Below are 466 nucleotides of genomic sequence, written 5' to 3'. Positions count from 1 at the left end.
GAGAGAAATTAGGCTTTGTCTTTCAGGACTTTAATCTGTTGGACACCCTATCAGTCAAGGATAATATTCTCCTGCCACTGGTCCTATCTCGCCGTCCCATTACCGAGATGATGCAAAAGCTGGTTACGACCTGCAATGAGCTGGGGATTAACAAGCTGCAAGAGAAGTTTCCTTATGAGATTTCCGGTGGCCAGAAGCAACGGGTTGCAGTAGCTCGGGCCATCATCACAGATCCTGAGATTTTGCTGGCGGATGAACCAACAGGAGCCTTGGATTCCAAGTCTTCGGCTGCTCTTTTGGATGTCTTTGACGATATCAATGACCGCGGCCAGACCATTCTCATGGTAACCCACTCGACTTCAGCTGCCAGTCGGGCCAAGCGGGTGCTCTTTATCAAGGATGGGATTCTTTATAATCAAATCTTCCGCGGTGACAAGACCGAGCGGCAGATGTTCCAAGAAATTTC

The 466-nt window shown here is 48.9% G+C and carries 1 protein-coding gene; it reads left to right on the top strand.

The features are described 5' to 3' along the window. Window positions 1-466 (top strand): ABC transporter ATP-binding protein (locus STRDD04_RS10240; protein WP_156469094.1); only part of this gene is annotated, 466 nt, incomplete at both ends.

The sequence above is a fragment of the Streptococcus sp. DD04 genome (assembly GCF_001578725.1).
GTDB classification, from domain to species: domain Bacteria; phylum Bacillota; class Bacilli; order Lactobacillales; family Streptococcaceae; genus Streptococcus; species Streptococcus sinensis.
This window is presented reverse-complemented; position numbering and strand designations above follow the sequence as displayed.